This window comes from Paenibacillus sp. FSL H8-0283, from assembly GCF_045040675.1.
GTDB lineage: Bacteria > Bacillota > Bacilli > Paenibacillales > Paenibacillaceae > Paenibacillus > Paenibacillus amylolyticus.
The window spans coordinates 4,086,887-4,096,813 of the sequence record NZ_CP150295.1 but is presented as its reverse complement, the minus strand read 5'-3'; the positions used below and the strand labels follow the sequence as shown (position 1 = coordinate 4,096,813).

General features: G+C 41.6%; 1 protein-coding gene. It reads left to right on the top strand.

Annotation, left to right across the window (positions count from 1 at the left end):
- Positions 1 to 30 precede the first annotated feature (30 nt).
- The gene (locus tag MHI52_RS18255) at positions 31 to 9,852 is read left to right on the top strand and encodes an amino acid adenylation domain-containing protein (protein ID WP_405157414.1); all 9,822 of its coding nucleotides are present in this window, start codon (positions 31 to 33) and stop codon (positions 9,850 to 9,852) included.
- Positions 9,853 to 9,927 lie beyond the last annotated feature (75 nt).

Genomic DNA, 9,927 nt, shown 5'->3' with positions numbered 1-9,927 from the left:
CTAAAAATATAAATGTGATCGGGGTGCCGTATGTCTATTTTCAAGAAACAGGAATCGTATTGGGCAAGCCGATTTGAAGATGATGATCATCTTGTTCATTTGCCTTATTGCAAGACAACCTCCAAACACCCAGACGATACGCAACACCAGAATGATATATATAAGTCTTTGTCAGCCGATGTTTCACATAAAATCAAGTCCATGTCGCGAAATGCTCCTATGGCGATCTATACGATCTTATTAACGGGAGTTCAGTGTCTGTTATATAAATACACGAATGAAACCAAGATGATTATTGGCATACCAACGATGGAAGAAAAGAACAATGATCTATCGCTCTCGAATAAGGTTCTTGTCTTAAAAAATAATATCAATCATGTGATGTCATTCAAATCCTTATTTAATCAAGTGAAGGCAAGTTTAACTGAAGCCATTCAGCATCAACGAATCCCTTTCAGAAAAATGGTTGAACGTTTAAATGTTCAGTATGATTCGAACCATGTACCTCTAATTCATACCTTGGTTTCGTTAAATGAAATTCATCCTGCCCTTGATGAAAATAACGTAAAAGCGGCGACAATGTTCCACTTTGATCTCAAGAACGACTTCATTCAGTTAAGATTAGTTTATGATGATGATCGTTATGATCGCGATTATATGGTACAAATTGTAGAGCATCTTGACCAATTGTTTTCCGTAGTTCTAAACCAACCTGATCTGGAGTTAAGTCAAGTTGATATGTTATCAGAGTTTTATCGAAACAAGCTGTTATATGACTTTAACGATACAAGGGTTGAGTATCCACAGAACAAGACGATGCATCAATTATTTGAAGAACAGGTGGAACGAACACCGGACCATCCGGCAGTCGTATTTGAGAATAGACAGTTAACGTACAGAGAGTTAAATCAAAAATCCAACCAATTGGCCCGATTGCTTCAAGCTAAGGGGGTGCAGGCGGGTCAGTTCGTTGGCATTATGGCAGAGCGCTCACTTGAGATGATCATAGGTTTATTCGGTATTCTAAAAGCTGGCGGGGCATATGTCCCAATCGATCCGGAATATCCGGCAGATCGTATTCACTATATCCTTGAGGATTCAAAAGTGGCTTGGTTGCTGCATCAAAGTCATATACAGAAGCCTGAACATTTTGCAGGGACATGTGTCATTCTGGATTCTGAAATAAATCACTATGAGGATCATTTAAATTTAGACGATGGAGCGATCTCCAGTGATTTGGCATATATGATCTACACGTCTGGAACAACAGGTCATCCCAAAGGCGTAATGATTGAACATGTCAGCATTGTGAATTCCCTGCAATGGAAATCGGATTTTTATCATTTTACCGGAGATGATCGGGTATTAATGCTGAATCCTTTCGTTTTTGATTCATTTATTACTCATTTCTTTGGTCCGATGATATCTGGCTCGACAGTGTATTTGTTAAACCAGCAACAGTGTAAAGATGCTATAGCCATCAATACGATGGTCAAAAAACAGCAAATCACACACATCCAAAGTCCACCCAGTTTCTTGATGACCCTATTGGAACAAGTAAGCGTGGAAGATTGGGCATCCATGAAAAATGTGGTGGCTGCGGGAGAGAAGATTGTTCCTGCCTTAATACACAAATTGCAGCGAATCAATCCACGCATCGAAGTGTGTAATGAATACGGTCCAACCGAAAATAGTGTTGTATCCACAGTTCTGTCGATCAAGTCGGCAGATCAAAATATCTCAATCGGGAAGCCTATTGCGAACAATAGAGTCTACATTTTAGGAGAACGGAATGAATTGCAGCCTATTGGAGTTCAGGGAGAATTATGTATAGCCGGAGCAGGGCTATCCAGAGGTTACTTGAACCGTCCAGATCTGACTGCGGAGAAATTCGTGGATGATCCATTTGTTTCGGAAGCAAAAATGTACAAGACAGGTGACTTCGCAAGATGGCTGCCCGATGGGAACATAGAGTATATAGGAAGGGTGGATCATCAAGAGAAAATTCGTGGACACCGGATTGAACTTGGTGAAGTGGAGAAGGCTCTTCTAAATAGTACCCAGATAAAAGAGGCCATCGTCATAGCCAGAGAAGATGAAACAGGAACCAAACAATTATGTGCGTACCTGGTAGGAGAGGATGCAATCACGATCGGGGAAATGCGGGAGACGCTGTCCCAGCAACTGCCAAACTACATGATTCCGTCCTATTTTGTACAGCTGGATCAGATGCCTCTCACGTCCAACGGGAAAATCGATCGCAAAGCTTTGCCTGCTCCCAAAGAACATATGTTGAAGAGCATGGAGTACGAAGCACCCCGAACGATGGTGGAACAACAACTTGTATCGATCTGGGAAGAGGTACTTGGGGTAGAGAACATCGGGATTTTGGATAATTTCTTCGAGCTTGGAGGAGATTCGATTAAATCCATTCAAGTTTCTTCGAGGTTATATCAAGCAGGTTACCAGGTGCAGATGGATCATTTGTTTAAAAATCCAACCATAGCAAGCTTGATTCCCTATGTTCAACCCATAAGTACCCTGTCAGAACAGGGAATCATCACTGGAAAAGTGATGCTGACTCCAATCCAGCATTGGTTTTTTGAGCAATACAAGGTAGATGCCCATCATTATAATCAGTCCGTGATGTTGTATCGGAAAGAAGGTTTTCATGAAGTCACACTTCGCCGTGTATTTGATAAATTGAGTGAGCATCATGATGCACTTCGTACAGTATATCGTCTTACAGAACAGGGTTATGAAGCGTGGAATGAAGGGTTGGCAAGGGAATCCTTATATACACTTGAAGTGATGGACTTCAAGTCATTAGCAGATCCGTCTCAAGAAATCGAGAAGAAGGCAAATGAAATGCAAAGCACGTTTACGTTGGAACGTGGACCCTTGATGAAGCTGGGCGTATTTCAATGTGCAGATGGAGATCATCTATTAATCGTTATTCATCACCTCGTCATCGACGGGGTTTCATGGCGAATTTTGATTGAAGACCTATCCAGAGGATATGAACAATTAAGTAATGGAGAATCGATTCAACTACCGCAAAAAACGGCCTCCTTCCAATTATGGGCAGAACAGCTTCAATTGTATGCGAACAGTGATGCGATAACGAAAGAAATTGCATATTGGAATGAAATTGAACAAGCAACCTATAAGCCGTTACCTACAGATTTCGAAGCGGATCATGCACTGGAAAAAGACAGTGAAGAAATCACGATGGAATGGTCAGCGGCAGAAACGGAGCAATTATTAAAACAAGCGAATCGTGCGTATAAAACGGAGATTAGCGATTTGCTGCTCCATGCATTAGGCATGTCTATTCACCAATGGACGGGCATGGATAAAGTGCTGGTCAATCTGGAGGGACATGGAAGAGAACAAATTTTACCGGATCTCGATATTACACGAACGATCGGATGGTTTACGAGCCAGTATCCGGTTGTACTTGATATGGAAGCAAGTTCAAATATGTCTCTTTTCATCAAAACAAATAAAGAAATGATTCGTCAAATCCCTAAAAAAGGGATTGGTTATGGAATTTTACGATATTTAAGTGCACATCAGCAAGAAACGCTCTTTACCTTGAATCCTGAAATTAGCTTTAACTATTTGGGTCAATTTGATCAGGATCTTCAGAATAGCGGGATGCAGATCTCTCCCTATCCAGGCGGGGCAACAGCAAGCGACAATCACAGAAGAAATGTTCTTATCGATATGAATGCCTTAATTGTGGAAGGCAAATTGACGTTGTCCCTTCGGTATAGTCGCACCCAATATCAAAAAGAAACGATGGAGCGAGTGGTAACATATTTTAGAGATCATCTGCAAGAAATCGTGATGCATTGTGTGACAAAAGAGAAGCCGGAATGTACACCAAGTGATCTAACGTTAAAAGGAATTACCATTGAAGAATTAGAAGGATTTGTTCAAGAATCGGGACACATTGGTGAAATCGAAGATATATATGCTTTGTCACCGATGCAAAATGGAATGTTCTTTCATCATTTGCTTCATTCAAAATCGGAAGCGTATTTCCTTCAAACTACGCTGGATCTTCATGGTCCGTTAGACGTGGAAGCATTTACGAAGAGTCTGGATCAGTTGATGCAGCGTAATTCGATTCTCAGAACAAATTTTCATAGCAAATGGAATAATGGACCTCTACAAGTGGTATACCGTCATAAACGGAATGGGCTAACATACGAAGATTTGCGTGAGATGAATGAAAAAGATCGTGAAGCATACGTGGCAGAATATACAAGAGCAGATAAAATAAAAGGTTTCGACCTGTCTCAGGATGTGTTAATGCGTATTTCGATCTTGCAAACGCATGACCAAACCTATCGTTTCATTTGGAATTATCATCATATTTTGATGGATGGCTGGTGCCTGTCTCTTGTAATCCAGGAGTTGTTTGATGGATACTTTGCTATTCAGGAACAACGAAAACTGGAGGCAAAGAGTACGATTCCATACAAACACTATATTGAATGGCTGGACAACCAAGATCATGAAGAATCCCTGAAATACTGGCGTGACTATCTGCAAGGTTATGATGAGCAGACCATTTTGCCAAAAGAACATTCGATTACGAAGAGTGATGAATATCATTCAGAGCATATGATTTGTACACTTAGTCAGGAATTAACCGGACAGCTCGCACAAGTGGCCAGTCAGAATCAGGTGACACTGAATACGTTTATGCAAACAGCCTGGGGAATGTTGCTACAGATATATAACGGCAGTGAGGATGTTGTATTCGGAAGCGTGGTGTCGGGCAGACCTGCGGCGATTGTTGGAGTTGAGCGAATCATTGGTTTATTCATCAATACCATTCCTGTACGCGTTCAGACTCAAGGTAACGAGACATTTGCAGCGGTTATGAAGCGGAATCAGGAACAAGCTGTCGCTTCGCATTCACATGACACGTATCCGTTATACGAGATTCAAGCGGAAACATCGCAAAAGCAAAATTTGATTGATCATATCCTGATATTCGAAAATTATCCTGTACAGGGCATTATGGAACAGTTTGGGGATGAGGAAGAGACAGCTCTTCGGATTACGAATGTAGAAGCAGATGAACAAACAAATTATGACTTTAACCTGATTATCAAACCAGGCCAATCCATGAAATGTATGTTCTATTACAATGCTAATGTCTATGACCGGGCAAGCGTAGAACGCATTCAAGGTCACTTGATTCAGATGTTGGAGCAAGTGGTCAACAATCCGAATATTCCGATCCATGACATTGACTTGACCACAACACAGGAGAAAACACAAATTTTGGAACAGTTTAATGATTCTATGGCTGAATATCCAATGGACAAGACAATTCATGGACTGTTTGAGGAACAAGCAGTAAGAACTCCCGAAAACGTTGCGGTTGTATATGATGATCGACATTTAACCTATCAAACGCTGAACGAGAAAGCCAACCAATTGGCAAGAACGTTGAAGGCTAAAGGCATTCAAAATGATCAGTTAATCGGGATCATCGCTGATCGTTCGCTAGACATGGTTGTAGGAATCCTTGCGATTTTGAAAGCGGGTGGCGCATACGTGCCGATTGATCCTGAATATCCGGAGGATCGTATAAACTACATGCTTGAGGATTCGGGTGTACATGTATTATTAATGCTAAGTCATTTGCAAGAACGCATCTCTTTTGCAGGAGAGGTCGTTCGCCTGGATCTACTTGAGTCCTATCATGAAGATCATTCCAATTTGGGAATGACTGCTGCACCGACAGGCCTGGCATATGTAATTTATACCTCAGGAACGACAGGTAAACCAAAAGGGACATGTATTGAACATAAAAATGTGGTGCGATTGTTATTCAATAGTAAAAATTTGTTTGATTTTAATGCATCAGATACATGGACATTATTCCATTCCTTTTGTTTTGATTTTTCGGTATGGGAAATGTACGGGGCATTGCTCTATGGCGGAAAACTGGTTATCGTACCTCAAATGACGGCAAAAAGTCCGGAACAATTTCTACAATTGTTAAAAAACGAGCAAGTGACGATATTGAATCAAACGCCAACGTATTTCTATCATCTTCTTCAGGAAGAACTGTCAGGTCATGCAACAGATCTGAAATTAAGAAAAGTGATTTTTGGAGGAGAAGCCCTCAATCCCGTGTTATTGAAGGATTGGAAGCTGAAATATCCATTTATCCAGTTAATTAATATGTATGGGATAACCGAAACAACGGTTCATGTAACGTATAAGGAAATAACCGACATTGAAATACATGCTGGAAAGAGCAATATTGGAAAACCAATCCCAACGTTGCAGACCTATATTTTGGATAAACACCAGCGCATTCAACCGATCGGTGTTCAGGGAGAATTAGTTGTAGCAGGTGAGGGCCTTGCCAGGGGTTATCTGAACCGGCCTGATTTAACCGCAGAGAAATTTGTTGATCATCCCTGGATTACAAAAGGGAAAATGTATCGCACAGGAGATGCCGCAAGATGGCTGTCGGATGGAAATATTGAATATCTGGGACGAATCGATCATCAAGTGAAAATTCGCGGTTACCGAATTGAGCTTGGCGAAGTGGAAACTGCGCTCTTGCAAATAGACTCCATTCAGGAAGCAGTCGTTATTGCCCGTGAGCATAAGGATGGTTCGAAGCAGTTGTGTGCGTATTGGAAAGGCGACAGCTCACTGACAGCGAAGATAATCAGAATGGCATTATCTCATGAAATTCCGGATTATATGATCCCGTCTTATTTTGTTCAATTAGAGTATATACCGTTAACTTCCAATGGGAAGGTTGACCGTAAGGCATTGCCATCTCCACAAGAACATATGCAAAAAGGGACCGAGTATATGGCGCCGCAGAACGCTGTAGAACAAGCGATCGTCGCTGCCTGGGAAGCTGTGCTTGGTGTTCAAAAGGTTAGCACATCAGATCATTTCTTTGAACTCGGGGGCGATTCGATTAAATGTATTCAAGTTTCCTCACGACTGCTTCAAGCAGGGTATAAAGTGGAAATGAAGCATTTCTTCACCTATCCGACAGTAGCGGAGTTGAGTGAACACGTTACATCCGTGAGCACTATTTCTGACCAAGGGGAAGTTACGGGACAAGTGATGCTGACACCTGTTCAGCGCTGGTTCTTTGATCAAAATATGGTGGACGCACATCATTACAATCAGGAAATGATGTTCTTTCGTGAAAAAGGGTTTGATGTCCGCTTCATTCACAGCATCATGGATAAGATCGTGAAACAGCATGATGCTCTCCGCATCCTTTATCGACAAGCGCCTGAGGGCGGATATGAAGCGTGGAATCGAGGGGCAGACGAAGAAGGATTATACAGCCTTGAAATCGTTGACCTCAAAACAGAAGCAGATCCTGCATCGTTCATTGAAAATAAAGCAAAAGAAATTCAGAGTGGTATGGATCTGTCTCACGGACCTTTGATCAAACTTGGGTTGTTCCAATGTGCTGAAGGGGATCACCTGCTTATTGCCATTCATCATTTGTTGGTAGACGGGGTATCATGGCGTATTTTATATGAAGATATTCAGACAGGGCAAGACCAGTTCTTGAGAGGTGAAGAAATCCGGCTTCCTCAAAAAACGACCTCGTTTAAACAATGGGCAGAACAATTGTCGACGTTTGCAGACAGCCCGGCGATGAAGCAAGACAATCAATACTGGAGTCGAGTGGAGCAGGCCCAGCTAAGCCCGCTGCCTAAAGATATGGATTGTGATGAGACGATTGGCAAAGATAGTGAAACGATCACCATTCATTGGACCGCAGCGGAAACCGAGCAATTATTAAAGCAAACACATCATGCGTACCATACGGAAATTAATGATATATTGCTAACCGCATTAGGAATGGCTGTTCATGATTGGACAGGCATGGGAAAAATCCTCGTAAATCTGGAAGGGCATGGTAGAGAAGACATCCTGCCAGAGCTGGACATTACGCGTACAGTGGGATGGTTTACGAGCATGTACCCCGTTATGATTACGATGGAGTCCGGGGCTGACTTATCAAGGAAGATTAAGACCGTCAAGGAAGGACTGCGCCAGATCCCAACCAAGGGAATTGGTTACGGGATTTCGAGGTATTTGTCACATGGAAATGAAGGATTCAAGTTAGAGAAAAATCCCGAAATTAGTTTCAACTATATGGGACAGGTGAATCAGGATTCGGGCCAAGATGGCATTAAATTTTCGCCTTATTCCAGCGGGCCATCTGTAAGTGAAAACAACAAGAGACCATTTGTGCTTAATATCAATGGCATTGTTACAGAGGGGCGGTTGTCGCTGTCCATTAACTATAGTTCAAAACAATATCGCCGGGAAACGATGGAGCAATTGGCTTTTCTCTATAAGGAAGGTCTTAATAGAGTCGTTGAACATTGTGTAACGAAGGAACAAACCGAGCTGACGCCAAGTGATATTTCATGCAAGTCATTAACCATTGATCAATTGGATCAAATCGTGGAACAAACTGGGCACATCGGTCGAATCGAAAATGTGTACCCACTTACACCATTACAGAAGGAAATGCTGTACGAAAGTGAACGGAATCCAATTTCTGGCGCTTACTTTGTACAAATCATGTTTGATATGCGTGGAGATTTGGATGTTACCTCTTTTGCGCAAAGTTTGGATCAATTAATGCAAAGGCATGCGATATTAAGAACTAATTTTCACAGTGATTTCGTGGACATCCCTCTTCAAATTGTGTATCAAGAGAAGAAATTTGAATTTAACTATGAAGTTGTAGCTGGCACAAGTGAGCTGCAACGTAAAACGTATGTTGACGAGTTTATCGAGCAGGACAAGGCAAGAGGATTTGACTTACAACGAGATTCGCTAATACGTATGTCTGTTTTACGAACAAACCATGAGGAATACCGCGTCATATGGAGTTTTCACCATATTTTGATGGACGGCTGGTGTATGTCTCTGGTAAGCAAAGAGATATTTGAGAATTATTTTGCGATTCGGGAGAATAGAAAGCCTCAAGTGACTCTATTAACACCTTATAGTCAATTCATTGAATGGCTGGAACAGCAAGATCATCAAGGTGCAATAACGTATTGGACTCATTACTTGGATGGTTATAAGGGGCAAACGAAACTGCCTGGAGAAAAAATCAAACCGAAACATGAAAGACAGGATTCCAGAACGTTAAACTGTTATTTGAATGATGTACTGGTCGAGCAAATGAAACAGATTGCAGAACAGCAGCATGTAACTCTCCATACGTTAGTGCAGACTGCCTGGGGTGTATTGTTGCAGCAATACAATGAAAGCAACGATGTTGTATTCGGAAGTGTGGTATCGGGCAGACCACCTGTCATTCCTGGGATCGAAAGCATGATTGGATTATTTATTAATGCGATTCCTGTTCGTATCCAGGCTAAGGCAGATGAGTCATTTATATCTCTAATGAAAAGGAATCAGGCACAAGCTGTGGAGTCACATGCATATGATACGTATTCGTTATATGATATTCAAAATCTGACCAAGCAAAAACAATCTCTGATTAACCATGTTGTTGTGTATCAGAACTTCCCGGTAGAGAACCGAATGGAGAGTCTGGGTCAGAAAGGTGAAACACCGCTTGAGATTATGAATGTTGGGGGTACAGAACACAATAGTTTTGATTTTACTTTGATCATCAAGCCTCATGAAAATATGAAGATCATATTGATGTACAATGCCAATGTGTATGACCCATCTACCGTTGAACAGATTCAAAAACACTTTATTTCCATGATTCAACAGGTGGTAAGTAACCCGGAAGTTAAAATAAACAAACTTGCGTTGAGTACGTCGAACAGTTATTAATGCACAAGTAATGGGCCGCTCCAAAGTGAGTTTCCACCTCACTCAAAGCGCTAACGAATCTGACGCGTATTAATA